This is a genomic window from Acinetobacter lwoffii, assembly GCF_049367455.1.
In the GTDB taxonomy this organism is placed as follows: Bacteria; Pseudomonadota; Gammaproteobacteria; order Pseudomonadales; family Moraxellaceae; genus Acinetobacter; species Acinetobacter lwoffii_W.
In genome coordinates, this window is the sequence record NZ_JBMPXW010000001.1 from 3005516 (window position 1) to 3032242 (window position 26727).

Genomic DNA, 26727 nt, shown 5'->3' on the forward strand with positions numbered 1-26727 from the left:
ATCAGAGATTTGGTGAAACACGTGAATTTGGATGATTAAGGAGCACAGCAGCAATGAATAGTATTCCGGTTATGGAACTACATAGCTCTACTGAATCCCAAATAAAAACCACTCAGACGACCTGTCCTTATTGTGGAGTAGGCTGTGGTGTCATCGCGCATGTAAGCCAAACCCCTATGGGTGAAAAGGTTCAGGTTGAAGGCGATGTTCAGCATCCTGCGAACTTGGGCAAGTTGTGTATTAAAGGCAGTCATCTTGCCGATACACTTGGCTTAAAAACCCGGCTTCTGCATCCGATGACAGGGCGAAAAGAGCAGCGGCAAATAAGCACTTGGGATCATGCTATTTCAAGTATTGCCAATAAATTTCAGCAATATATTGATCAGTATGGACGTGACAGCATCGCCTTTTACGTCTCCGGCCAGCTTTTGACTGAAGACTATTATGTGGTGAACAAGTTTGTAAAGGGCTATCTCGGTACTGCCAATATTGATACCAATTCAAGACTGTGCATGTCATCTGCTGTGGCAGCGCATAAACGGGCTTTTGGCGAAGATCTGGTACCGGCCAGCTATACAGATTTTGAGCAGACAGAAATGGTGGTTCTGGTCGGATCCAATACCGCCTGGTGCCATCCGGTGCTTTATCAGCGCATTATGAAAGCCAAAGAAGAGCGGGATTTATTCGTGGTAGTGATTGATCCACGCTTTACCGCAACCTGTGAAGCGGCAGACTTACACTTGCCGATTTTACCAGGTCAGGATGTCGCGCTGTTTAATGGCTTGTTGCAATATCTTCAGCAAAATGGTCATGCCGATCTGGATTTTGTTACACACCATACTCAAGGTCTGGAGCAGGCGCTTGCCAGTAGCTCGACAGAGTCATCACTTGAAAGCGTGGCAAAACGTACCGGTATTGCTATTGAAAAATTAACCTTATTTTTTCAGAAATTTGCCCAGAACGAAAAAATCATGAGCCTGTTTTCCATGGGCGTAAACCAATCCTCTCAAGGAGTAGACAAAGCCAATAGCATTATCAACTGTCATTTATTGACAGGAAAAATAGGCAAACCCGGTTCGGCACCTTTTTCCATGACCGGACAGCCGAATGCGATGGGCGGACGGGAGGTCGGTGGGCTGGCCAATATGCTGGCCAGTCATCTGGATTTGGATAATCCGCAACATCAGCAACTGGTGCAGGATTTCTGGCAAAGCCCGGTCATCGCGCGGCAGCCCGGATTAAAAGCAGTCGATTTATTTCAAGCGGTGGAAAGCGGGAAAATCAAAGCCATCTGGATTATGGCCACCAATCCGATCGTGAGTTTGCCCGATGCAGATCAGGTTAAACGCGCTCTGGAGAAGTGTGAATTTGTGGTGGTCTCCGATATTTGTCTCAACACCGATACCACGCAATATGCCGATGTACTGTTACCGGCACTGGGTTGGGGCGAAAAAGATGGCACAGTCACCAATTCGGAGCGCTGTATTTCCCGGCAAAAGGCTTTTTTGCCGGCTCCGGGTGAAGCTAAAGCAGACTGGTGGGCCATTTCCCGGGTGGCTCAGGTCTTAGGTTTTCGCGGTTTTGACTTTAACAACAGTCATGACATTTTTCTGGAACATGCCCGTTTATCTGCCTATCAGAATAGTTCGCTTTCGCAACGTGAAGATACACCGAATTTTCGCTATTTCAACCTGCAAGGTTTAACTCATCTCGGTTTTGCGGAATATCAGAATCTAACACCGATTCGGTGGCCAGTCTGGGATAAGCAAGAAGTTTATCAGGTTGATCAACTATTTAGTCAAGGCCAGTTTAGCCATGCAGATGGCAAAGCCAGATTGGTGCCAACAGTTGCAGCCGATCCGGTACATGCTATTTCTGCTGAATATCCTCTGATCCTGAATACTGGACGCATTCGCGATCAATGGCACACCATGAGCCGTACCGGATTATCTGCCAGTTTGTCCCAGCATCGTGCCGAGCCTTATTGCGAGCTGCATCCGCAAGATGCACTGAAGTATGGCCTGAAAGATGCCGAGCTGGTCGAGGTGAAATCCGCTTGGGGAAGTTGTGTACTCCGTGTGCAATTTTCACAAAATATACGACGTGGCCAGATTTTTGCACCGATTCACTGGAACGACCAGTTTGCATCCGATGCGCGGATTGGCAAAGTGGTGAATCCGGTGGTTGACCCGATTTCCGGCGAGCCAGAATTTAAGCATACTCCGGTGATGATCCAGCCATTTTATACCCAGTGGCAGGGCGTGCTGTATGTACGGGAAGGCTTTGAGCAGAAAATCCAGACCATGATTAAAAATACGGTGTGGTGGAGCAAAACTCAAACCACTCAGGCCATCCGGTATGAACTGGCAGACCGGCGCCGTTTTTCTGATATCACCGGGCAGATCAAGAGCCTGTTAGCCTTTGATGATGAAAGCTTTGAATGGCTGAATCTCGAAGATCAAACGGCGCATATCAGTCATAGTGTGGTGCTTCAGGATGGCCAGTTAATTGCCAGTTTTTATATCGCACCGGCGGCACTATTGCCAGATCGTGACTGGGTGGCAGGCCTGTTTAGACGTGAACGTCTGAGTGCATTACATCGTAAAGCATTGCTGGCAGGTCAGGCCATGTCGATGGGAAATAGTGAAGGGCCATTAGTCTGTAGCTGTTTTAAGGTCGGTAAGAACCGAATTATTCAAACCATTAAAGATAAAAATATCACGCATGAAAAACAGGTAACTGCATGTCTAAAAGCCGGAGGAAATTGTGGTTCATGTTTGCCAGAAATTAGAGGCCTGATTAAAGCCTGCCAGACGGAGTACATAGAATGAAAAGAAGAGTGATGAAGACGGTGTCTTATCCGGAAACTGATGTGGTGATCCTGGCCGGAGGTTTAGCGCGGCGCATGAATGGCATCAATAAATTGCTGCACAAATTTGATGATGAAATCCAGCTCATTGAAATCCATCAGCAGTTGAAGTCCCGGGCAAGCAAAGTTTGGGTCAATAGTCATCGGGATCACTCCATTTATAAACGGATGATTCCTTCGATCGACTTTTATCAGGACGATGAACCCGGTTTTCAGGGACCATTGATGGGCATGAAGAGTGCTTGGTCACATGTACAATCTGATTATGTGCTGTTCGTACCCTGTGATGTGACCTATATTCCCAAAAAAGTCATTTCACGTTTACATCAGGCCCTGCAACGACATCCTTTATCTGAAGTGGCGGTAGTTGAAATCAATGAAAAGGCATTGTTTCCATTCTGTCTGATGAAACGCAGCAGCTTACCCACTCTTATACAACATCTTGAAAATGATCAGCACAGTTTAAAACTCTGTTTTGCTGACATGCACATGCAGCGGGCAAGCTTTAAAAATCGTGCCCTGTTTTTTCACAGTATTAATTCATTTGACGAGCTACAGCAGCATCAACAGCTTAACTTTCTCTAGCGTTTAAAATGCTAAAAGTCGAATTATCATATTCTGGTTCACCAAAATATTGCTTTTTTTATTTTTCGAGCGAACTTTTGGACTAAAAAAGAACAAATATTACCCATTAATATTCATTAAACATAAATTTGTGCAAAGTTGGAACACTTATTGCTCATTCATTGTGAAGAAATAGGGCAGTAAATCAAGACTGTTAAATAACCGTGCAGATCTCATCATGGACCGCAGCAATGAACAGCATGACAGCTTTAGCACCTCGCAGTATCTTTCAGGATCAGTTTGGACGCCAGAAACGTAAGTTGCGGATCTCGGTGACTGACCGTTGTAATTTCAAATGCAGCTATTGCATGCCTGAACATCCGGAATGGATGAATAAAAAAGATTTGCTCAGTTTTGAAGCCCTGTATGCTTTTTGCGAGTTTATGGTGCGACACGGGATTGAGCAGATCCGGGTGACGGGTGGCGAACCGTTGATGCGTCAAGGCATCGTTCATTTTATTGCCCGCTTACAGACATTGAAAGCCTTTGGCCTGAAACGTATTTCCATGACCAGTAATGGCCATTATTTAAAAGATTATGCCAAGGCGCTTAAACAGGCAGGACTGGATGATCTGAATATCAGTCTGGACAGTCTTGATCCAAAGCAATTTCAGCAACTGACTCAAAAACAGTTGCAGCCTGTACTTCAAGGTATTTCTGCCGCGCAGCAGGCTGGTTTGACCGTCAAGATCAATAGTGTGCTGATCAAAGGCATCAATGACGATCAGATTATTCCTTTGGTGAAGTGGGCACAGCATCAGGCTGTAGAACTGCGTTTTATTGAATTTATGCCCCTTGATGGCGATCAGAAATGGAATCCGTCTGATGTCATCAGTGAGCAAGATATCCTGGCTCAACTGAAAACTGAATTTGATGTCCAGGTATCTCAAGGACAAGGCGCCAATCCAGCCCGTGGCTATTTGGTCAATGGGCAGCCTTTGGGGATTATTTCCACCATTACCCATTCATTTTGCAGTGATTGTGACCGTCTGCGCCTCAATGCCCAAGGTGAATTTTATAACTGTTTATTTGCCAGACAAGGCCTGAACCTTAAGGCAGATATCGAACAACTGGCGCTGGATCATTTCGCCACACAGACATTTCAGCACAAGCTCCACGCTTATATCTGGCATAAAGAGGCCGGCTTCCATGCGATCCAGCAATCACCAATACAAAAGCCGATCCGAAAAATCAGCATGCACAGCATTGGAGGGTAAATATGTCACTCACTCAGCAAAAATTAATTCATATCAAAATAGAAGCCTTCGGTGCGATTGAACGACAAATTCCCACAGATTTAAATTTGCAATGCGAGTCTGAAATTCAGGTTTCTGAAGTCCTGAACCAGTTGCTATCCCTCTATCCCGATATACAGCCCATGCTGGAACGTTGTGCCTGTGCAATCGGTGAAGACATTATTTCCAGACAGAATGTTTTAAATCGTGACAGTACGCTGGTGCTGTTATCGCCGGTAGCAGGAGGCTGAGATGCAACTCAAGTCACTAAAACAATTTGCCCGAATCCAGCAGACTGCTTTTAGTCTGGAGGATTTTGATGGTATCCAGCATTTTCCGGAATGTGGTGGAATCGGCATCTTTGTCGGAACAGTACGTAACCATCATCAGGGAAAAGCTGTGCGTGCCCTGAAATATACTGCCTATGCGCCTGTGGCTGAAAAAATGATTCGTGAAATTGAACAGCAGATCCAGACCAAATATCAGGTGTCTTATGTGCGGGTGGTACATCGGATAGGTGAGCTGGGGGTTGGAGAAATAGCCATTATTGCTATGGCTTATGCCGCCCATCGTCGTGAGGCTTTTGCGGCCTGTGAGGAAGCTGTGGAACGGGTGAAGCATGAAGTTCCGGTCTGGAAAGAAGAATTTTATACGGATGGTAGCAGTCAATATGTCGAAGGCTGTTGTATCCGAAAAGATCATGGACCTGAAACGGATCACTCTCATCATGCAGAAGAAGCGCATTGTCACCATCACCATGTAGCAGAACACGCTTGCCAATCACCATCTAATTAAATGCGTCCAATGAGGATGCATAAGATGAATCACTTTAAAACAGATTTTAAAAATTAGCCTGGGATGAATCATGAAAAATGTAGGGATGAAAGCAGAAAGTTACCGTACAGCAATTGCCACTGGAATCCTGCATGCACCGCCACATTGCATTGAGCTGCTACGTAATGGCAATACTGAAAAAGGTGATGCCCTGAAAACAGCACGCATTGCCGGCATTCTAGGTGCCAAACGGACCGATGAGCTGATTCCATTGTGCCATCCATTACCGATTTATCGTGCCGATGTGGAATATGAACTGTGTGATGCACATGTCGAAATTATTGCTACTGTTGAAACCATTGGACCAACTGGTGTGGAAATGGAAGCTTTGACAGCGGTCAGTCTGGCAGGTCTGACCTTGTATGACATGCTGAAGCCGCATTGTGAACCGGAAGATTTGTCGCTGGATCAATGCAGGTTGCAGCAGAAAAAAGGCGGAAAATCACATTTTACCCGCATACTTAAAGAGAGTCTGTCCGCTTCGGTTATTGTGCTGTCCGATACGGTTGCAGCAGGCAAAAAGCCGGACACTGCCGGACAAAACGTAATGGAAATTTTAAAAGAAGCCAATTTTGATTCTATTAGTTATCAGGTTATTCCCGATAGCCCAGAACAGCTCTTGACCCTGATTGAACAGCAGAAAAATCAGTATCCGCTGATTCTAACTGTGGGCGGTACTGGCTTAGGTCCTAAAGACCTGACAGTTGAGACTCTGCAACCTTTGCTGCAACGGGAAATTCCAGGCTTGATGGAAGCTTCACGTAGTTTTGGGCAAAAACGTACCCCTTATGCAGCATTAAGTCGTGGCGTGGCTGGCTATATTGAGAACAGTCTGGTGATGACCCTACCGGGAAGTCGTCAGGGTGCGAAAGAATCTCTGATCGCGGTACTTCCGGCTTTGGTGCACTTGTTTGATGTGCAAAAAAATATCCCACATGCGGGGGGCTATCAATGAATCAGGCACTATCACATTCAGCCTGCGGTGCTGAACCGGGACTGATTTCTGTTGATCAGGCACTGCAGATGTTACTTGAGCAGACGCATATCTTGGTAGCTGAAAGCCTGCCGCTTGCTCGGGCTCTGAATCGCTATCTGGCAGAGGCGATTGATTCGGCCATACCATTGCCGCTGTTTTCACAAAGTGCTGTAGATGGCTATGCGCTTTGTAGTCCAGAAAATGTTAGTGCTCACAGCACTTTTGAACTCATTGGAGAGATTCGGGCAGGGCAAAGTACTGAAATTGAACTGCGGCCAGGTCAGGCGGTCCGGATTTTTACCGGTGCCAGGATTCCAGCAGGAACTACAACGGTCGCCCGTCAGGAAATTGTCAAATGCCATGCCAATCAAATCATTATTACAACAGACCTAAAGCCTCATACGGATATACGTGATGCAGGCGAGGAAATCGCACAAGGGCAGCGTCTGGCAGATGCAGGTCAAAAACTGCATGTAGGTGCAATTGCAGCTTTGAGCATGGCAGGCGTAAAGCAGGTTTCAGTCTATCGTTATCCTAAAATTGCTGTTGTGATTACTGGAGATGAAGTCGCTTCCAGCATTGAAGACCTGAATTCCGGAAAAATCTTTGACGCCAATGCTCCACTGATTCAGGCCTGGTTTCAGTCACAGGGTCAAAACGTAGATATTCTGCATGTGCCCGATTGTGAGTCCGAACTGCAATTATTACTGAACCGACTCAAACACCAATACGATGTCATCTTGACCACAGGCGGGGTTTCGGTGGGTGATTATGATTTCATTCGCCCTGTTGCCCTGGAGCAGGGTTTTGAGCAGATTTTCTGGAAAGTGAAGCAGAAGCCCGGAAAACCGATGTTATTTGCCAAGTATCGTCGAGATGATCAAGGTTACTGTTATCTCTTGGGTCTACCGGGAAATCCGGCTGCCGTGTATGTCGGGATGCAAATCTATACGGCAACTTTACTGAATGCCTTACAAGGGCAAAAGCAGTCACCTGCATGGCTTAGTGCGGTAATGACGCATGACTTGAAAGCGGATGCACGTGAACGCTTTTTAAGAATGGCTGCCGAATTTGATCAGGGCACTTTAAAGCTCAAGAGCCTGGCAAAACAACAGTCGCATATGTTGAGTAATCTGATGCAGGCCAACTGTCTGGTCCGTATTCCGGCAGGAACAGAAATCCAGGCTGGGCAAGTGGTACAGGGTTTGCTGATTTGAAATGCCTGTCGCAATTTTCAATATTCGAATCACATAGAATGAGAAAGATGGATTTATTCAAAGTTCTACTCACTGGCGTGCTGTTGACTAGCCCCATGCTGTATGCCGAAACAGTTAAAATATATGCCGCAGCCAGCCTGACCAATGCGATTACTGATATTTCCAGACTATATGAGCAACAGCATCGGGACATCCAGATCGTTCCGGTTTTTGCTGCGTCTTCGGTATTGGCGAAACAAATTGCGGCGGGAGCCAGCAGTGATCTATTTTTCTCTGCAGACCTAGACTGGATGAATGATCTGATCAAGAAACAAAAAATTCAGATCGGTCAGATTCGACCTTTGCTTTTGAATGAACTCGTATTGATTAGTCCTATTCAGCAAAAAAATCATTTTAAAATGTCAGCCGACTTTAATCTTGCTAAAGCCTTTCAAGGCTATCTATGTACCGGACAAATGGAATCGGTGCCTGCCGGAAAATATGCCAAGCAAAGCTTAACCCGGCTAGGCTGGTTGAATCCGCTTCGGGGCAGAATAGTCGGTACGGATAGCGTTCGTTCAACCTTGGCTTTTGTAGAACGTGGCGAATGTCAGATCGGCATTGTGTATAGAACCGATGCCTTGATGAGTAAAAAAGTTAAAATTTCGGGAGTATTTCCAGCCAGTACACATCGTCCGATTGTGTATCCGATTGCTTTAACCCAGCAGGGCCAGAAAAATCAGGCAGCAGTCCAATTTTCTGAATTTATCCAGACGAGTCCAAGGGCCAGGCAGATTTTCCAGAAATATGGTTTTAAGCTTAAGGTAGGCTAACTGCTCATGCTTACACCAGAAGAACTGAGTGCCTTAGCGCTTTCAGCCAAAGTAGCGGGCTTTGCCACAGCGGTGTGTCTGCCATTTGCTATCGCCGTAGCATGGTTACTGGCGCGTTATGAATTCAGGGCCAAATTTCTCGTAGAGGCAATATTGCAGATGCCTATGGTGCTACCGCCGGTAGTACTGGGCTATCTTCTGCTCCTGCTATTTGGTCATCAGGGTATGCTGGGGCAATATCTACATAAATGGGGAATTCAGCTGATATTTAACTGGAAAGGTGCGGTACTGGCAGCAATGATTGTGGCATTTCCTTTAATGGTTCAACCAATTCGCTTGTCTTTTCAAATGATCAACCGGCAGTTAGAACAGGTGGCAGGATCTTTGGGCGCCACACCATGGCGGGTATTCTGTAGCATTAGCCTGCCTCTGGCTTTGCCTGGAATTTTAATCGGCAGCATTTTATGTTTCAGCCGCAGTCTGGGAGAATTTGGTGCCACGATTACCTTTGTTGGCAATATTCCAGAAGAAACCCGTACCATTCCCATCGCCATTTATAGCCTGTTACAACAGCCTGATGGAGAAAGTATGGCTATGCGTTTGGTCATTTTATCTCTGATTCTGGCTTTTTCAGCCTTGATTGCAAATTACTGGATCATGCAGAAGTATCAACGTAAATTGGAGGGTTAAGATGCTGAAGTGTGATTTTCAGTTTAATTACGCAAACTTCCAGCTACAGGCCAGTCTGGATATGCAGACACAATTGATTGGTATTGTGGGAGCCTCAGGAAGTGGGAAAAGCACCTTTTTAAAAAATATTGCAGGGCTATTAAAACCATCACAAGGCTTTATTCATTTTCAGCAAAAAATATTATTTGATCATCAGCAGAAACTGAATATTCCTGTTCATCAAAGAAAAATTGCCCTGATTTTTCAGCAAGCCCTACTGTTTCCGCATCTGAATGTCATGCAGAATTTGAAATATGCAGAACAGCTAAATATAAAAAATAAAGGTCAGCAGAAATTTACGTTTGAAGACATTGTGGAGTTACTCGAATTAAAGCCACTACTTCGGTATCGGGCGCATCAGCTTTCTGGTGGACAGGCACAGCGCGTTTCTATCGGTCGTGCACTTTTATCTTCTCCCGACCTATTACTTTTGGATGAGCCTTTAAATGGACTGGATCAAAAGCTGAAAAACCAGATTTTACCTTTTCTGAAAATTGTGATTCATCAAACAGATTTACCTATGATTTATGTGACTCATCATGTAGATGAAGTGGCGTATTTACAGGCACAACTGCTGCATTTTGAAAAGGGAAAAATTATTTGATCCAGCCCTGCACCGATTTAAACCAGCAATGACTCCGGGCAGGTCATCCTATCGCTGTTTTGCTCATAATTTCTCAGAAGATATCTATTTTTCTCTCTATTTTTAAGAAAGAAAAGTCTAAATTTGAAAGTGAAATAAAAATTATTTTATATAAAAGAATAGTTTATTTTATGTTAAAAATAATCTGGCATGACCTGTGCATATACCTGATTAAAGTCAAAGAAGACTCTACATTTGTATGACGGCCAATGACGTCCGTTCTGATCGTTACTGACATGCCTGGTGCATCACAGTGACTTAAATACGTTCAGTTCTGGTAAGGAAATGGCTATGTCTTCAAATACAAGTCTCAATAAAGCAACAAAAATAAGTCTATTTAACTTCAGTAGTTCAGCGATGCGGGCCTTCCATATGAGTTGGCTCGCTTTTTTTGTCTGTTTTTTTGCATGGTTTGCCTGTGCACCCTTAATGCCTGTGATTGCCGGTGAATTCAGCCTGACCAAAGAGCAGATCGCCAATATCAATATTGCCGCAGTCGCGATTACCATTCTGGTGCGTCTGATCGTGGGGCCGTTATGTGACAAGTACGGTCCGCGTAAAACCTATACCGCCTTACTGATTATTGGCAGTATTCCGGTGTTTGGTGTGGCATCGGCCAACAGTTATGAATCTTTCTTGTTTTTCCGTTTATTGATTGGCGCCATCGGTGCCAGCTTCGTGATTACCCAATATCATACCAGTATCATGTTTGCGCCAAATGTGGTGGGAACGGCAAATGCAACTACAGCAGGTTGGGGGAATGCCGGTGGCGGTGCGACTCAAGCCCTGATGCCTTTAATGCTGGCTGCTTTGGTCATGTTCGGTGTAGAACAGGCAATGGGATGGAGAATTGCGCTTCTGGTGCCGGGTATTCTGATGATCATTGTCGGTGTGCTGTACTGGAAATTCACCCAAGACTGTCCACAAGGTAATTTTAAAGAACTCCGTGCGCAAGGTATTTCTGTCGGTAGCGATAAAAAAGGTAGTCTTGCCATTCTGATACATGCCGCACGTAATTACCGTGTGTGGATTCTGTTTGGGGCTTACGCAGCCTGTTTTGGTATTGAAATTTTCATCCATAATATTATTGCCTTGTACTTTGTCGACAACTTCCAGTTTGGCCTAAAAGAAGCAGGCATGACTGCCGGAATTTTTGGTTTACTGGCATTGTTTGCCCGCGCCTTGGGTGGCATTGTTTCGGATAAAGTCGCGATTCAAAAAGGTCTGGATGGTCGAACCAAAGTTCTGTTTGCCTTGATCATGCTGGAAGGTCTGTTTCTTATTCTATTCTCGCAAATGAATAGCGCGACCTTGGCTATTATGGCGATGACCATCTTTGCCTTGTTTACTCATATGGCATGTGGCGCTACCTATGCACTGGTGCCTTTTATCGACCGTGATGCCTTGGGTGGTGTGGCCGGTATTATTGGTGCAGGTGGCAATGTCGGCGCAGTGGCTGCGGGTTTCCTGTTAAAAGGCATGCTGGATATTCAAACTACTCTGATGGTACTGGGTGGCTTGGTAGTGATTGCTGCAAGTTGTGTGTTGATGATCCGCTTCTCTGTCGAGCATAAAGAAAAAGAACAGCGTTTATATGAACAGGCCGTGACTGAACGTCATCTGGCAGAAGCACAGCAATAACACTACATTCCTGATTTAAAATGAATCAATAAAAAGGATAGCAATATCCTTTTTGTTGCTTTTGCTAACTCAATAATAAAATGATGAACCCAATATTCAGGATAGGAAGGTATTATTAAAAAAGGACAGGATGATTGAATTCATCGAATAAAAATAAAACCATTTATAGTTTATATGTTTAATTTTAGATAAAAAATTATATATATTTTAGTGACGATTTTAAAAAATAAATGAATTTAATAAGTGCAGATAAAATAAAAGCCATTTTAATAATGGCTTTTATTCTTATAGCAGAGGATTAATAAGTTTTATAAGGTAAAAACTTTCCGGATAATACGACATTCACCCGATCTCCGTTTGGGTTATTCTCACGTTGAATATCCATACTGAAATCAATTGCACTCATAATACCATCTCCGAATTCTTCATGGATCAGCTCTTTAATGGTCATGCCATAGACGCTGACCACCTCATACCAGCGATAAATCAGCGGATCTGTCGGCACACTGGTTGGCAGAGAGCCTTTATAGGGTACGATTTGCAGCCAGGCGATGGCTTCATCAGTCAGTCCAAATATTTCACCAATTTTTTCTGCCTGTTCTTTATTAAAAGCCATCTGACCTAAACATGCAGCAGTCACCCATTCTTTAGAAAGGCCTATTGCTTCAGCGACATCTGCCCCTTTGATAGACTTTAAAACTTTCGCTGAAATAATCATGTCTGCCACTTGTTGACGATGGCTAATCATAATCTTCTCCAATAGCTATATTTTAAAAATGACCGCTATAGATAATGCAGAGATTGTGCCAATATAATTATAAGGATTAAATTTTAAAATAATTAATTAAATTCTAAAAAATAATTTTAAATAAATGGCATGCTATTTGCTTTTATCTATATTAAATATGGCAACGGCGCCATGACACAATTGATCTGTTTGAATAATGCAAGGCAAAGACGCCTAGGGTTGAAATAGACCTTAGGCGTCTTTTTATTTGCAAACAGGCAAGTAATTTATATAAAGGGGATAAAAATATGGCTTATCTTGCTCCTGCAGAGTTTGCAAAAAAAGTGGTCGATGCCGGTGAGGCAAAACTTCATATGGCCACGCGTGATGTTTTAATTCGTGCGTTTATGGCAGGCGCAATTCTGGCACTGGCAGCAGTATTTGCCGTGACGATTGCGGTACAAACAGGGGTGCCACTGATCGGTGCGCTGCTATTTCCAGTCGGTTTCTGCATGTTGTATCTCTTGGGCTATGACCTGCTCACTGGGGTATTTGTATTGACTCCATTAGCCTGGCTAGATAAACGTCCTGGGGTAACGTGGTCACGTATTTTAAAAAACTGGGGACTGGTTTTTTTAGGTAACTTTGCCGGATGTTTAACCGTGGCAGTGTTGATGGCCGCAGTCTATACCATGGGTTTCGCAGCTGAACCGAACGCGGTCGGGGTGAAAATTGCCCATATTGGGGAAGACCGGACTTTGGGCTATGCCGAATATGGCTTTGCTGGCTGGATGACAATTTTTATCCGCGGCATGCTGTGTAACTGGATGGTATCACTCGGGGTAATTGGTGCCATGATGTCGACCACGGTCAGTGGCAAATTCATCGCGATGTGGATGCCAATCATGCTGTTTTTCGCCATGGGCTTTGAACATTCAGTGGTGAATATGTTCCTGTTCCCATTTGCCATGATGATGGGCGGTGATTTCTCGATTACAGACTATTTCTTGTGGAATGAATTACCGGTGGCACTGGGGAATCTGGTGGGTGGTCTGGCACTGACAGGTCTGGCGCTCTATACCACGCATGTACGTACTGGCGATAAAAAAGAATTCTAATCTGAGCATGATGATTTATGCCTTGAGATTAAAGGGATCAATTCGATCCCTTTTTGAGTATTTAAAATGAATAAAAAATTAAAGATCAGCATTGGGCAATATTCTTCCGCTGGAATCAAAGCACAGAATCAGGACTTTCATGGGGTCTATATTCCGGAAGGCCATGCGCTTAGCAGTAAGGGCATTGCCTGTGCAATTGCAGACGGAATCAGCAGCAGCAATGTCAGTCATATTGCAGCAGAAACTGCTGTCAGCAGTTTTCTATCGGATTATTATTCGACTTCAGATGCATGGAGTACCCAAACTTCAGCGGCACGGGTCATTCGTGCGACCAACTCCTGGCTCTATGCACAAACCCAGCAAAGCCGCGGGCGTTTTGATAAAGACCAGGGTTATGTCTGCACCTTTAGTGCACTGATTTTGAAACAAAATAGGGCACATATCTTTCATGCTGGCGACAGTCGGATTTATCGAATTCAGGCACAAGCCATTGAACAGTTGACGGATGATCACCGTGTTTGCCTGTCATCAACAGAACATTATTTAAGTCGTGCACTGGGTGCCGACCATCGTATCGATGTCGATTATCAGCAGCTTGAATTATGTGAAGATGATTTCTTTATCTTGATGACAGATGGTGTCTATGAGTTTATTGATATGCAGCTCATATCAGATCTGCTGCAACAGCAACAACATCTGGATATCATTGCCAAGTCTATAGTCGAACTGGCCTTAAAGCGGGGTAGTGATGACAATCTCACCATTCAAATCATTAAAGTGGAACAGTTGCCTGATGAGGAATCCTTTCATATCAAGAGCCATGTTTTATTTCCGCAACAGCTAAGTCATGGTGATCTGTTTGAAGGTTATCGAATTGATAAAATCCTGCACCAAAATCATCGTAGCAGCCTCTATTTGGCGCGTGATGAAGCGACAAAAAATCAGCTGGTCATTAAAACCTTGTCTGTCGATGTGCAGGATGACCTGAAAGCGATAGAACAATTCCAGCTAGAAGACTGGGTATCGAAACGCTTAAAACATGAAAATCTGCTGCAATGCTATCCACATAAGGGCAGCAAGAAGTTTTTATTTCAAAGTTATGAATACTTGCAAGGGGAAAACCTAAGTCGCTGGCTGCATCGTCAAAAAACTGCTTTAACTTTACAACAGTTGCTCCCGATCATTGAGCAGGTGGCCAAAGCATTGAATGCCATGCACCGTCTTGAAATGCTGCACCAGGATGTACGGCCAGAAAATGTCATGCTGCTCGAATCAGCCGATACCTTGAAAGTGAAACTGATTGATTATGGGTCGGCGGCGGTCAGAGGTCTGGTTGAACTGAATCCTAAACATGCAGATGTTCCTTTGGGAACCTTGGCCTTTATGGCACCTGAATATTTTATTGGACGCTCGCCCTCAGTAAAATCAGACCAGTTCTCGCTGGCGGTGATGAGTTATTATTTATTAACCCGGCAATTACCTTATGGGACAGACCTCGCGCGCTGCAAGACCGAAAAGGCCTTAAAGCAGGTTCGATATCATCCACTTTATGAGTATCGACCGGATCTGCCACATGGCCTGGATGCAATCTTTAAAAAAGCGCTTTCTATTCGCCCGGAGCAGCGTTATGAGGCACTTTCAGCATTTATATATGATCTGAAACACCCAGATCTCAAATTTAAAAAATCAGTTTCACGTCCTATGCTTGAAAAGCATCCAGTCACTTTCTGGAAATCCTGCACAGCGATTCTTTTTTTGTTATTGCTCGGGGTATTTGCACTGTATTTTAGTCAATGAAAATAATTCAAATAAGCTGTTGAACTATTTTTTTGATTTAAATAAAAAATCAATAGTGATTTAAGCTGAGATGTAGTAAAAATATCTATTTATTCTTATTGCAGATTTTTATATTTTTACGATGATTGACTTTGTGTTTTCGAGGATTATCCCTATAAAATAGAAAGTGCAGTTAAAATCTAAATAAGCATAAAAACATTGGAATAATAATTGCTTATTTTTAATACCATTAGAATAAAAAGGCAGAAGAGACATGAAAATTCAATTTTTTAAGCTGATTTTAATCTTGGGAAGCAGTATGGCGATGAGCCAAACTAGTTTCGCCGGAGATGGCGGCTTGCGTTTTGCTGAGAAAAATCAGGAAATAGCGGCACAAATTCAGGCCAAGAAAAAAACGGCAGAAACACAAGCGCAGCCCCTACAAGCAAAAGCCTCTACAGAAGCGAAATAGTAAAACAGCACTCATCCAAGAAGGTGAGCTGTTCAGGTTAGATCAGATGTATAAGATGTTGTGATACGAAAAACTAGTCCCTAACTTTTTAATACTGAAAAAAACTCCCCATCTATTTTTAAGAACGGGGAGTTTTTTGTATTTTTGAATCCTTGAAAATTTATTGATTCTGTTCTTCGTCCTGTCTTTCCTGACGCAACTGATCGCGTTGTCGCTGTGGATCATGAAGGCCTAATTGACCTCGCTGGATCTCCCGATCCTGTTTTTCTTGAGGATCAAGTTGCTCTTCAGTGAGTTCTTCATCATTTCGATCGATTGGATTCGACATAGTCTTTCATCCTCTAAAATACTTTCTAATTTTTATTGTATGAATACAGCAAAATTATTCTGTGACTTTTATACCGGAGTTAGTTTTCTATCTTGTTGCTGCTGTAAGTTTAAATGATATTTTATGGGTTATTTTAATGATGTTTAAATTAACTAAGAAAATTAAGTTAATAAAAATTAAGGGATTAGCAATTAAAGCTTACAAACCCAATAGGTGAATATATCTCACTATTTTTATTTAAAAATGAGAAAAACTAAATAAAACAAGAGAAATGGGTTATGCTTAAGACAGATTAAGTGTCATCCGTCTTTTGAAATTTCCGGTATTTGCCATGATAGAACTTCGCCATTTAAGAACTTTAACTGCTCTGCGGGAGCATGGTTCTCTGGTTGCAGCAGCAAGTGATTTATGTTTAACCCCATCGGCCTTGTCACATCAGCTACGTGAACTCGACCAATGGTTTGGCGTCGAAGTGGTCAATCGGCGTAGTCGCCCTGTGAGCTTTTCTAATGTTGGAGAGCGGTTGTTAAAACTGGCAGATGAAATATTACCGCAAGTTCAAATTGCACAGAGTGATATCAGCCGTATTGTGCATGGCCAGACCGGGCGAATAGTTTTCTCCTCTGAATGTCATAGCTGTTTTGACTGGTTGATGCCACTACTCAATCAATACCGGATGCAATATCCGGATGTAGATCTGGACTTTGCTTCAGGTTTTGAATCGAATCCGCATGAATTATTACAAACCGGAGAGTTTGATCTTTTAATTACGGCTGATCCGATTGCGCTTAAAGGCATTGAATATTTTCCGATATTTGAATACGAATCACGCTTGGTTTTATCCAATACCCATCCACTGGTACGTGCGAAAGAGATTACTGTTCAGGAACTTGCTGAAGAAACGCTGGTGACTTATCCGGTGGATAAACACCGTTTAGACATTATGTCGCGCTTGTTTATTCCCGCTAATATTCTACCAAAAGCCATTCGCACCACCGACTTGACTCAAATGCTGATTCAGTTAGTGGCAAGTGGTCGCGGGATTGGTGCATTACCTGATTGGGTGGTAAATGAATATGAGCAGAAAGGCTGGGTGACATCACGCCGTTTAGACTGTGTAGCGCCTGAAGGCTTACGTCGAACTTTATACGCCGGCTATCGCACAGAAGAAAAGCAGAAAGATTATTTTGAAGGCTTCTTGAAACAGCTGGATCGGTTTTCCAAAAAAAGACAGGTCTACTACAACTGATCAATGAATAGTTGAATGTCTATAAGCCCGTGATTCTTAAAAATCCTGCATCGTCAGGATTTTTTTAAAATGGACTTTTTTCTCTCAAGAATTTCAATTTTTCTATAAGATGATGAGGTTAATCTTGTCTACTTCAAGTCAGAAAATATACAACTTCGATCAACTTTCGAAATTAAAGAATTGGTTTAGTGGATTATAATTTTTGATAAGTATTACATTTTGCCAAGTGGAAATACATCTGTGCAGAATTAAATATCATATTATTAAATATCAAATACTTAAAAATTAAGTTCTTGGAACTTGTGAGGATGTGGTTCTGATCTTGCAAGTTGATTTTTAATAAAAAGATTAAATAAAATGAAAAAACATACGCTGATCAGTCAATTTTTTGGCAGAAAATAACTCCTGAAAATAACAATGTTGATCTATGCTACAGCATAATTTTTAAACTGATTTCCTCTCATAAAACGGAATCACTTATACAGGACTGTATAAACTCGCCATGCACATGACAAAAATTCCTCTCAAGAAAAGCCCGCTGAGCCTCATGATCTTGTCGATTGTCTCAGGTCATCTTTATGCTGAAACTGCCGTAGAACCGGGCAACGTTCAACAGCTGAATACTATTGTGATCAGCGCTGAGCAAAATGCCAATCCGCAGCAGCAATATCAGAAAGAGCTGGCTCAGGTTTCAGGAGGAACGAATTTTATTGGCGAGCAGCAGCTAGAACAGCAGCGACTTGCAACCACGGCCGATGTGTTCCGTTTACAGCCAGGAATTTATGCCCAGTCTGCAGGGAATGAAGGTGCAAAAATATCGATCCGTGGCTCAGGCATCAACCGGACTTCGGGTGCACATGCATCCGGTACGCACGTCCTGATTGATGATATTCCATTTACCGGACCGGGTGGTACAGCGTATGAACTGCTAGAACCCTGGTGGATTGATCATGTCGGCGTCTATCGCGGAGCCAATGGCTTTAAACAGGGTGGACTGGCCTTAGGTGGAACAATCAACTATAAATCCAAGACTGGCGCTGATCAGGATGGCTCTGAACTCAAATATGAAATGGGCAGTCATGGTTATCAGAAATATCAGTTTAGTACCGGCCGAAAGCTGGATCAGATGGATTATTATTTGGCGCTGACGGGTACCCAGTTCGATGGGATTCAGGATCATGCTGAAGGCGATGGCAAAGGTCTGGCTTTTAATTTGGGCTATCAAATTAGTCCGGATATCGAAACCCGTTTTTATGCCCGTTACCGTGAGAGCAAGCATTTAACTCCAGGTCGTATTACGCAAGAACAGCTCAAAAATGATCCTGAAGCAGCGAATAGCTTTAATTTAGCGGTAGATGCCAAACGGATTCAGCCAGGCAGTACCTGGTTGGCCAATACTACGACCTGGAATTTACAGGATGATGCTAAACTGACCGGCAGTCTGGCTTATCATCATTATCCGCTGGATTTAAGTGAAAGCAGTTATCGTACTAATGTCGATTATGAAGATATTACAGCGCGCTTCCAGTATGAAAAACCTTACCAGTTTCTAGGTCTGGAGCATCAGGGGCGTATTGCCTTGCGCAGCACGACTCATCGTCCGGACAGTGGTGTAACGGAAACCATCCGACGTGATACGACTATTGATGGAACTTTGTATCCGGCAGATACCGTTACCCGCCGTTATACCTATCGCGGTTCAGACAACGTCCTGCAATTTGATCAGGAAACCACATTAAATGATCAGTTCAAATTAGATCTGGGATTGGCAGCGGTGTATACCCATCGGGAAAGTGAAGTAACTTATCCTGTGGCGAGTCCTGAAGTCAGTCGTTATGAATGGAATTTTGCACCACGACTTGGGTTGACCTATCAGCCGAATGACTCTGTGCAATGGTTTGCCAATTTAAGCCGCAGTATTGAGCCGGCACATCCCTGGGCGATGGCTTGGTCTTCACCTTATTATTATCCTAAAGACAATGGAGCTGCATCAAATCGAGTGCGTGCGCCAATCTATTTGGACACGCAAACCGCTAATAGCTTTGAACTGGGCGGACGTGGACAATCGGGCTTTGGAGACTGGGCACTGAGCTACTATTATTCTAAAGTAAAAAATGAACTGTTAACCTCTGAAATGATTAAGGATTATGGAGATACTGTTGATCCCAATACACCAAAGGAAAGAATCGGTGTAGAAGAAAATGCGACGCCAACGATTCATCAAGGGGTGGAGCTAAGTCTAGATACGCCATTGCATGAATCCCAATATGGCGAACTGCGTCTGCAACAGGCTTATACCCTTAGCGATTTCCAGTACAAAAATGATCCATTGTTTGGCAAGAACCAGTTGCCAGGAATCCCTAAACATCTGTATCAGGCTCAACTAAGTTATGCCTTGAATAATGGCCTCTATATTGGTTTGAATACCGAATATGCATCGAAGATGGCACATGATTATGCCAATAGCCGATTCAGTGATGACTATCAGATCTGGGGCATTGACGTGGGTTATGCACCAGAACATCAATCGTGGAAAACCTGGATCAACTTTAAAAATATCACGGATGAGAAATATGCTGCGGTCGTGATTCCTGGTCTGAATGATAAAGGTGCTGATGTAGCGCGATCTTCACCAGGTGAAGGTTTTTCTACTTATGCCGGTGTGTCATTTAAATTTTAATTTTTAAAATCAAAAAAAAGAGCGGTGAAAACCGCTCTTTTTATTTATTGATAGAAAAGGTTTATCAGGTTTCTAAAATTCCGGTAACGCCTGTCACAATCATATCGATGGCAATCGTACCAATCAGAAGCGCAGCAACACGACCGACAATATCGACATACAGGTCAATGTAGTTGGAATATTTATGTTGTAAATGATCATGCAGATATTTCATCAGGATCAGCAGGCTACAAGTCAGAAACAGCGTAGAAAAAATCACCAGAATGGTTTGCATTAAACTGAGCTGTATGCCGGTGATCACAGATGCCGAAATGGTACCCGGACCGATCATAAACGGCATGGCAATCGTGCCCGCCAGATGACTGGGCGCTCCACGCATCACACCAATCGTATCAGCACCTTCAAAGACATAACGATAGCCAATCACCAGAAAAATAATACCGCCAAAAATCTGGAAGGACTCAAACCGTACATGCAAGACTTCATTAAAGAAGGCTTCACCGGTTTTTGCAAAAATGATGAACACAATAAAGCTGATCAGACTGCCCTGAATCAATGCCATGTTGAATACTTTTGCGTCGGAATTACGGATAATTCCGAGCATATAAATACTCATCAGAAAAGGGTTGAGCAGGGAGAAAAACAGGGCAAATGCATTCAAACTTTCTGACATCATTCAGTCCTTCCGTAATTGAGATATCCTAGATTTCACGGTCCGGGAACAGCGGACGTTTACCTGGGCTGATCCGGTTAATATGCAGATACATCATATGGCGTTCATATTTATCCAGGATGTCATTGATCACCTGTTCCTTACTATAACCGACCAGATCGTTGCCCTGAGAGCCTTCAAACAGATAACTTTCCAGACGATAGTAATAACGTTTGGTTCGTTTACCACGTGAACTGAAATTTGGCGTGTCATAGCGTACCGGCCATATTTCATAGACAAAGTTTTCTTCTTCATCGAGCTGAATGGTCAGATCCAGGTGATACAGTTCAGGTTCTTCCTCAAGCGATTTTTCCTGAATATTTACTTGAATGCCTTTGTCAATTAACTCGGTTGCAACGGCCTCAATGGCTGGTTTGCAAACATTATCCAGCATGGTCAGGGTCTGGGACAGGCTTGGATGCAGCATGACCCGGCTCAGACGCTTCTTCCAGTTCAGGATATCCACATTACCGACCACAGGCGCAGCATTCAGACTGGTACTGGCCTGCCGAAAATCCTCCAGACGCAAGGACTTATACAGTCCGGCCATCACAAAGAAAATCACGAAACTAAAAGGCAGGCCCATAATAATCGTGGTGTTCTGTAATGCTGTTACGCCATTCGCCATGAGCATTGCCAAAGTCAGCAAACCGATGGCAATGGCCCAGAACACACTCAGCCAGCGCGGTGAATCATGTTCAATATTAGTGAATTTGGTCGTGAAATTTCCCAATACCAATGCCCCCGAGTCCGCTGAGGTCACATAGAACAGTAAGCCGGTAATGGTGGCGACACCTGCAGTAAACATAAAGCCTGGATACTGCGCCAGCAGATCATAAAAACCATGTGCCGGATTTTCTAAAACTGTCGTAGCAAGTTGAGTATTACCATCAAAAATCACGCTGTATAAAGCACTGTTACCGAAAATAGACAACCAGGTCAGGGTAAATAACAGAGGAATAACCAAAGTCCCGGTGACAAATTCGCGAATGGTACGACCACGGGAAATACGGGCCAGGAACAGACCAACAAAAGGTGACCAGGCGATCCACCATGCCCAGAAGAACAGGGTCCAGCTATTCATCCACTCTTTCGGTTGTTCAAAAGGAAAACTGGTTAAAGAAAGTTTCGGGAACTGGCTGATATAGTCACCAAAATTTTGAATCAAGGCGGCTAATAAAAACTCGGTATTGCCTACAAACAGAATGAATAGCAGCAGCCCAATTGACACATAGATATTAATTTCAGACAGGATCCGGATGCCTTTATTGACACCGGCAGTGACTGAAATAATAGTAATAATCACAGCAACAGCGATGAGTGCAGTTTGAATCCAGATATTTTCCGGTAAATCAAACAGCACATGCAGGCCATAATTTAATTGCACAACGCCAATTCCGCATGTCGTGGCAATACCGAAAATTGTGCCGAGTACTGCAGCCGTATCCACAGTATGGCCAATTGGACCATTAATTTTTTTACCAAAGATCGGATAAAGTGCCGATCGTATGGTGAGCGGTAAATTGTAGCGATAGCTGAAATAACCTAGCGCGACCCCAATCAGCGCATACATACTCCAGCCGGTTAAACCGTAGTGAAATAGGGTCCACACCATGGACTGGCGCGCAGCTTCGAAGGTTTCGCCTTCACCTACAGGCGGATTCATATAGTGGGAAAGTGGTTCCGCTACCGAGAAAAACATCAGGTCAATCCCGATTCCGGCAGAAAATAGCATCGCCGACCAACTCAGCAGGCTAAATTCTGGCTTGGAATGTTTGGGGCCTAATTTAATCTCGCCATAACGTGAGCAGGCGATAAAGACGATAAAAACCAGATACAGCGTGGCCGCCAGCAGGTAATACCAGCTAAAGGTACGACTAACCCAGTTTAAAATATTAATAATGACTTGATTGGCTTGTTCATTAAATAAAATGGTAATGATAGAAAACAGCAGAATAAGTGTCGCCGAAAAATAAAAAACTACTTTATTCAGACCATCTTGCATCTGTTCATTTTTCTTTTGCATAAATCCATGACCATCGTTTTGTTGCCGGATGATCTACAGTGCAGTGTGATTTAAAAGCAAAAGCCTGCGGTAAAACTTCCTTGTTTTCGTGAATTACAAACTTTTGCAAATCCAAAACAAACTGCGCTGTACATCAAGGGTGAGCTGGCACTATAATTTTTATTAATTGAACGTTCAATTAAAAAAGCGTTTATGAATTGTTACCTCATTCCGCTATTTTTTAGCAGAGTGACTTTCTGTTGTTATATCCGTTATTCAGGTTAGTCCTATGCCCAAAGTTGGTATGCAACCGATCCGTCGTCAGCAACTGATCGATGCCACCTTAGCTGCAGTGAATGAGCTAGGTTTTGCAGAAGCTTCAATTAGTCAAATTGCTCAGAGGGCAGGTGTCTCAACCGGCATCATAAGTCATTATTTTCGAGGTAAAAATGGCTTGATTGAAGCCACAATGCGTTACTTATTACAGCAATTGGGTAAATCTGTTGCACAGATAAAGATACAGGTTGATGACTTACCGGAGCAGCGCTTGTTAGCGATCGTACGTGGTAATTTTGCTGCTCCACAAACGGACAAGGCAGCCATGAAAGTCTGGTTGGCATTCTGGGCTAGCAGTTTGCACCAACCTGAATTACACCGTTTACAGCAGATCAATCATTACCGCTTACATTCCAACCTTAAATATGAATTCATGAAAAAGTTGAATAAAGACCAGGCAGAGAAAGCCGCTCAAGGTCTGGCAGCATTGATTGACGGATTCTGGTTAAGAGGTGCTTTGGTAAATGGCGAAATTGACCCAGAACTGCCGATTGAACTGTGTAGTGAATATATCCGGCAACAACTCAAATAACCCACCTGCGAGGAAATTCCATTGACAACATTCAAACTGCAACGTCCTTATATTCATGGACAATATGTCGATGCAACGTCCAATAGCACGTTTCAAACGATTAATCCTGCAACAGGCGAAATTCTGGCAGACGTGCAGGTATGTACGCGAAAAGATATCGATCGCGCTGTTGAATCGGCACAACAAGGACAAAAAGTCTGGGCAGAAATGACGGCGATTCAACGTTCCCGTATTTTGAACAAGGCTGTTGCCATCCTCCGTGAACGTAATGACGAGCTGGCGCGTTTAGAAAGTCTCGACAGTGGTAAAGCTTTCAGTGAAACATCCACCGTCGATATTGCGACAGGTGCAGATGTACTTGAATACTATGCAGGTATTTTGCCAGCATTAGAAGGTCAGCAAATCCCACTCAGAAGCAGTTCATTTGTCTATACCCGACGTGAACCTTTGGGTGTGGTCGCCGGGATTGGTGCATGGAATTACCCGATTCAGATCGCATTATGGAAATCTGCACCTGCACTGGCAGCAGGCAATGCCATGATCTTTAAAGCCAGTGAAATCACGCCATTAACTGCATTAAAACTGGCAGAAATTTATACAGAAGCCGGTGTGCCACATGGTGTATTTAATGTGGTGACCGGTAGTGGTGACATTGGTGGCTATCTGACTTCACATCCGGACATAGCCAAAGTTTCATTTACCGGTGGTGTCGCAACCGGCAAAAAAGTCATGGCCCAAGCTGCAAATTCCAGCCTGAAAGAAGTCACCATGGAGCTGGGCGGAAAATCCCCGCTGATTATCTGTGAAGATGCCGATCTGGATCTGGCGGCAGATATAGCCATGATGGCTAACTTCTACAGTTCTGGTCAGGTCTGTACCAATGGAACCCGGGTATTTATCCCTTTGGCCTTGAAAGCAAAATTTGAAGACAAGATTTTGCAGCGTATTCCTTATATCCGTATGGGGGATCCACTTGATCCTGAGACCAATTTTGGTCCAGTGTCCAGCTTCTCTCATATGGAAAAAGTGCTGGGCTATATTGAACAGGGCAAGATCGAAGGTGCACGCTTATTGTGTGGTGGCGGCCGTGCTGAAGATGAGCAGTTTGCCCAAGGCGCTTATGTGCTACCAACGGTATTTACCGATTGCCGTGACGACATGACGATTGTCCGTGAAGAAATTTTTGGTCCAGTCATGAGTATTCTGAGTTATGACTCAGAAGAAGAGGCGATTCGTCGTGCCAATGATACCGAATATGGTTTGGCAGCTGGTGTCGTGACACCGAATCTGGCACGTGCGCATCGTATTATTCATCAAATCGAAGCCGGCATTTGCTGGATCAATACCTGGGGCGAATCACCGGCAGAAATGCCTGTCGGTGGCTATAAACATTCAGGTGTCGGTCGCGAAAACGGTATTGTCACGCTACAGCAATATACCCAGACCAAGTCGGTGCAAGTTGAACTTAGTCCTTTCCAGTCTGTATTTAGCGCATAAGGGAGGATTGGATGAATTACGACTATATTATTATCGGTGCAGGTTCGGCAGGGAATGTACTCGCAGCGCGTTTAACTGAAGATCCGGATGTGAAAGTCCTATTGCTGGAAGCAGGTGGGCCGGATTACCGTCTAGACTTCAGAACACAAATGCCTGCTGCATTGGCTTATCCATTACAGGGACGACGCTATAACTGGGCCTATCTGACCGATCCCGAACCTCATATGAATAATCGTCGTATGGAGTGCGGGCGCGGAAAAGGTCTGGGCGGTTCTTCATTAATTAACGGCATGTGTTACATTCGCGGTAATGCTATGGATCTTGAACAGTGGGCCAGCCTGAAGGGGCTAGAACACTGGAGCTATGCTGAATGTCTGCCGTATTATAAAAAAGCTGAAACGCGCGATATTGGCGGCAATGATTATCATGGTGATTCTGGACCGGTTTCGGTGGCAACACCTAAAAATGGCAATAATGAACTGTTCCATGCCATGGTCGAGGCAGGTGTACAGGCCGGTTATCCACGTACTGATGACCTGAATGGCTATCAGCAGGAAGGTTTTGGGCCGATGGACCGTACTGTAACGCCGCAAGGCCGTCGTTCCAGTACAGCACGTGGTTATCTCGATATAGCCAAAGGCCGGGATAATCTCACGATTATTACCCACGCCATGACCAACCGTATTCTGTTTAATCGTAATCAGGCGATTGGTGTGGAATATTTTGAAGGACAAAATACCTTACAGCCGATTCAGGTCTTTGCAGACCGTGAAGTATTGCTATGTGCAGGTGCAATTGCCTCGCCGCAAATCCTGCAACGCTCCGGTGTAGGTCCGGCCGAACTGTTAAAAAGTCTGGATATTCCGGTGGTTCAGGACCTGCCGGGTGTGGGTGAAAACCTGCAAGACCATCTGGAAATGTACTTACAATATAAGTGCAAAAAACCGGTCAGCTTATACCCAGCATTAAAATGGTATAACCAGCCCATGATTGGCGCAGAATGGTTATTCCTGGGTAAAGGCATTGGTGCCAGCAACCAGTTTGAAGCGGGTGGCTTTATCCGTTCTTCGGATGAGTTTGAATGGCCAAACATCCAGTATCACTTCCTGCCAGTGGCGATTAACTATAATGGGACCAATGCTATTCATGAACACGGCTTCCAGGCTCATGTCGGTTCCATGCGTTCACCATCTCGTGGTCGGGTTCGCCTGAAATCCAAAGATCCGTTTGAACATCCAAGTATTCTGTTCAACTATATGAGTACTGAACAGGACTGGCGCGAATTCCGTGATGCCATCCGTATTACCCGTGAAATTATGAATCAGCCCGCCCTGGATCCCTATCGTGGTGAAGAAATCAGTCCGGGCAAAAATCTGCAAACTGATGCAGAAATTGATGAATTTGTTCGTAATCATGCAGAAACAGCGTATCATCCGTCCTGTAGCTGTAAAATGGGTGAGGATGACATGGCGGTTGTCGATGGTTATGGACACGTACATGGAATGCAGGGGTTGCGTGTGATTGACGCCTCGATTATGCCTTTGATCATTACCGGTAACCTCAATGCAACTACGATTATGATCGCTGAAAAACTGGCAGACCATATTCGTGGCAAACCTGCTCTTGCGCCTTCATCGGCACCTTTTTACAAGGCGCCTCGCGCTTAAATCATGGTTTTATTCCTGTCATCTGGCAAAGCAGGAGTAAAACGAATT

23 protein-coding genes are annotated in these 26727 nt (G+C 44.0%); 19 read left to right on the plus strand and 4 right to left on the minus strand.

Annotated features, from left to right (window positions below):
• The first annotated feature begins 53 nt into the window (after nt 1-53).
• The 11 genes from ACO1B7_RS14425 (at nt 54) to ACO1B7_RS14475 (ending at nt 11580) form a co-directional block, all read left to right on the plus strand.
• Nucleotides 54-2831, plus strand: a complete 2778-nt coding sequence (locus tag ACO1B7_RS14425; protein ID WP_168730779.1) for a nitrate reductase — start codon at nt 54-56, stop codon at nt 2829-2831.
• Entirely contained in the window at nt 2828-3454 is a 627-nt protein-coding gene (gene mobA, locus ACO1B7_RS14430; protein ID WP_423090288.1) for a molybdenum cofactor guanylyltransferase, read from the plus strand. Before ACO1B7_RS14425 ends, mobA begins: the two co-directional genes overlap by 4 nt.
• 230 nt (nt 3455-3684) lie before the next feature.
• Nucleotides 3685-4710, plus strand: coding sequence for a GTP 3',8-cyclase MoaA (gene moaA / locus ACO1B7_RS14435; RefSeq protein WP_423090289.1), 1026 nt, complete (start codon nt 3685-3687; stop codon nt 4708-4710).
• Between the two features lie 2 nt (nt 4711-4712).
• Nucleotides 4713-4979, plus strand: coding sequence for a MoaD/ThiS family protein (locus tag ACO1B7_RS14440; RefSeq protein WP_005266361.1), 267 nt, complete (start codon nt 4713-4715; stop codon nt 4977-4979).
• A 1-nt stretch (nt 4980) separates the two neighbouring features.
• Nucleotides 4981-5523 (plus strand): molybdenum cofactor biosynthesis protein MoaE, encoded by a 543-nt coding sequence (locus ACO1B7_RS14445; RefSeq protein WP_005266362.1) that lies wholly within the window; start codon nt 4981-4983, stop codon nt 5521-5523.
• Between the two features lie 70 nt (nt 5524-5593).
• Nucleotides 5594-6517, plus strand: coding sequence for a bifunctional molybdenum cofactor biosynthesis protein MoaC/MoaB (moaCB, locus tag ACO1B7_RS14450; RefSeq protein WP_216986047.1), 924 nt, complete (start codon nt 5594-5596; stop codon nt 6515-6517).
• Nucleotides 6514-7755 carry a molybdopterin molybdotransferase MoeA gene (locus ACO1B7_RS14455; protein ID WP_216986046.1) on the plus strand — a complete coding sequence of 414 codons (1242 nt, stop codon included), beginning with the start codon at nt 6514-6516 and terminating at the stop codon, nt 7753-7755. Before moaCB ends, ACO1B7_RS14455 begins: the two co-directional genes overlap by 4 nt.
• 47 nt (nt 7756-7802) lie before the next feature.
• Nucleotides 7803-8567, plus strand: a complete 765-nt coding sequence (gene modA, locus ACO1B7_RS14460; protein ID WP_216986045.1) for a molybdate ABC transporter substrate-binding protein — start codon at nt 7803-7805, stop codon at nt 8565-8567.
• Nucleotides 8568-8573: 6 nt separating this feature from the next.
• A complete protein-coding gene (gene modB, locus ACO1B7_RS14465) occupies nt 8574-9257 on the plus strand; it encodes a molybdate ABC transporter permease subunit (protein ID WP_005096929.1) in 684 nt (227 codons plus the stop codon).
• Between the two features lies 1 nt (nt 9258).
• Nucleotides 9259-9900, plus strand: coding sequence for an ATP-binding cassette domain-containing protein (locus ACO1B7_RS14470; RefSeq protein WP_216986044.1), 642 nt, complete (start codon nt 9259-9261; stop codon nt 9898-9900).
• A gap of 330 nt (nt 9901-10230) precedes the next feature.
• Nucleotides 10231-11580 (plus strand): MFS transporter, encoded by a 1350-nt coding sequence (locus tag ACO1B7_RS14475; protein ID WP_216986043.1) that lies wholly within the window; start codon nt 10231-10233, stop codon nt 11578-11580.
• Between the two features lie 298 nt (nt 11581-11878).
• Here the strand turns inward: ACO1B7_RS14475 and cynS are convergent, their stop codons facing one another.
• Nucleotides 11879-12328: a cyanase gene (gene cynS / locus ACO1B7_RS14480; RefSeq protein WP_216986042.1), complete on the minus strand. Its 450-nt coding sequence runs from the start codon at nt 12326-12328 to the stop codon at nt 11879-11881.
• Between the two features lie 287 nt (nt 12329-12615).
• Here cynS and ACO1B7_RS14485 point away from each other — a divergent pair, with 287 nt between their 5' ends.
• The 3 genes from ACO1B7_RS14485 (at nt 12616) to ACO1B7_RS14495 (ending at nt 15673) form a co-directional block, all read left to right on the plus strand.
• Nucleotides 12616-13425 carry a formate/nitrite transporter family protein gene (locus ACO1B7_RS14485; RefSeq protein WP_004646987.1) on the plus strand — a complete coding sequence of 270 codons (810 nt, stop codon included), beginning with the start codon at nt 12616-12618 and terminating at the stop codon, nt 13423-13425.
• Nucleotides 13426-13491: 66 nt separating this feature from the next.
• Nucleotides 13492-15222 (plus strand): bifunctional protein-serine/threonine kinase/phosphatase, encoded by a 1731-nt coding sequence (locus tag ACO1B7_RS14490; RefSeq protein WP_216986041.1) that lies wholly within the window; start codon nt 13492-13494, stop codon nt 15220-15222.
• A 253-nt stretch (nt 15223-15475) separates the two neighbouring features.
• Complete coding sequence (locus ACO1B7_RS14495; RefSeq protein ID WP_216986040.1) at nt 15476-15673, plus strand: hypothetical protein; 198 nt, start codon at nt 15476-15478, stop codon at nt 15671-15673.
• 160 nt (nt 15674-15833) lie between these two features.
• Here the strand turns inward: ACO1B7_RS14495 and ACO1B7_RS14500 are convergent, their stop codons facing one another.
• A complete protein-coding gene (locus tag ACO1B7_RS14500; protein ID WP_216986039.1) occupies nt 15834-16001 on the minus strand; it encodes a hypothetical protein in 168 nt (55 codons plus the stop codon).
• A gap of 331 nt (nt 16002-16332) precedes the next feature.
• On the opposite strand from ACO1B7_RS14500, the gene ACO1B7_RS14505 reads away from it, so the two are divergent.
• A complete protein-coding gene (locus ACO1B7_RS14505; RefSeq protein WP_216986038.1) occupies nt 16333-17250 on the plus strand; it encodes a LysR family transcriptional regulator in 918 nt (305 codons plus the stop codon).
• Nucleotides 17251-17752: 502 nt separating this feature from the next.
• Nucleotides 17753-19930, plus strand: coding sequence for a TonB-dependent receptor family protein (locus tag ACO1B7_RS14510; RefSeq protein WP_423090290.1), 2178 nt, complete (start codon nt 17753-17755; stop codon nt 19928-19930).
• A 64-nt stretch (nt 19931-19994) separates the two neighbouring features.
• Here ACO1B7_RS14510 and ACO1B7_RS14515 read toward each other — a convergent pair whose 3' ends face one another.
• The gene (locus ACO1B7_RS14515) at nt 19995-20603 is read right to left on the minus strand and encodes a MarC family protein (protein WP_004280329.1); all 609 of its coding nucleotides are present in this window, start codon (nt 20601-20603) and stop codon (nt 19995-19997) included.
• A gap of 28 nt (nt 20604-20631) precedes the next feature.
• Complete coding sequence (locus ACO1B7_RS14520) at nt 20632-22668, minus strand: choline transporter (protein WP_216986036.1); 2037 nt, start codon at nt 22666-22668, stop codon at nt 20632-20634.
• A 268-nt stretch (nt 22669-22936) separates the two neighbouring features.
• On the opposite strand from ACO1B7_RS14520, the gene betI reads away from it, so the two are divergent.
• Genes betI through betA form a run of 3 tightly spaced genes read left to right on the plus strand, consistent with a single transcriptional unit; the run spans nt 22937 to nt 26679 of the window.
• Nucleotides 22937-23515, plus strand: a complete 579-nt coding sequence (betI, locus tag ACO1B7_RS14525) for a transcriptional regulator BetI (protein WP_005266375.1) — start codon at nt 22937-22939, stop codon at nt 23513-23515.
• Nucleotides 23516-23536: 21 nt separating this feature from the next.
• A complete protein-coding gene (betB, locus tag ACO1B7_RS14530) occupies nt 23537-25012 on the plus strand; it encodes a betaine-aldehyde dehydrogenase (protein WP_216986035.1) in 1476 nt (491 codons plus the stop codon).
• Between the two features lie 11 nt (nt 25013-25023).
• On the plus strand, nt 25024-26679 hold the full coding sequence (gene betA, locus ACO1B7_RS14535; protein ID WP_216986034.1) for a choline dehydrogenase: 1656 nt from the start codon (nt 25024-25026) through the stop codon (nt 26677-26679).
• The last annotated feature ends 48 nt before the right edge of the window (nt 26680-26727 follow it).